1 protein-coding gene is annotated in these 410 nt (G+C 62.9%); it reads left to right on the top strand.

Annotated features, from left to right (window positions below):
- A partial coding sequence (locus tag AB4Z32_RS27765; RefSeq protein ID WP_442125024.1) for a CBS domain-containing protein occupies window positions 1–410 on the top strand: 410 nt, incomplete at both ends.

The following is a 410-nucleotide window of genomic DNA, read 5'->3' on the forward strand; positions in this document are numbered from 1 at the left end:
GCTCGATCCTGACCGAGAAGATCGCACGCCGCGGCCACCATATCTACCGCGAGTACGGCATCGATCCGCTGGAACGCCACAGCGTGGAAGAGGTGATGACTGCCACTGCGATGTCGATCGATGCCGACGCGCTGATTGCCGATGTCCTGCAATCGCACTTCGGCGCCAATCAGAAGCACCGCGCTTATCCCGTTACGCATCAGGGCGCAGTGCTCGGCATGCTGGACCGCGCTGCGATGGAGCAAGCGCCCAATGCCGTGCATGTGCGCGAACTGTATGGCGTGAACGCCCCAGTGGTCGCGCTGCGTGGGGAAACCTGCCGCACGGTTGCTGTGCGTCTGGCGGTGCACGGACTTGAACGTTTGCCGGTGGTTGCTGATGCGACAAGCCGCGAACTTGCCGGTGTGATC

The organism is Massilia sp. 2TAF26 (genome assembly GCF_052115005.1).
Lineage (GTDB): Bacteria > Pseudomonadota > Gammaproteobacteria > Burkholderiales > Burkholderiaceae_D > Telluria.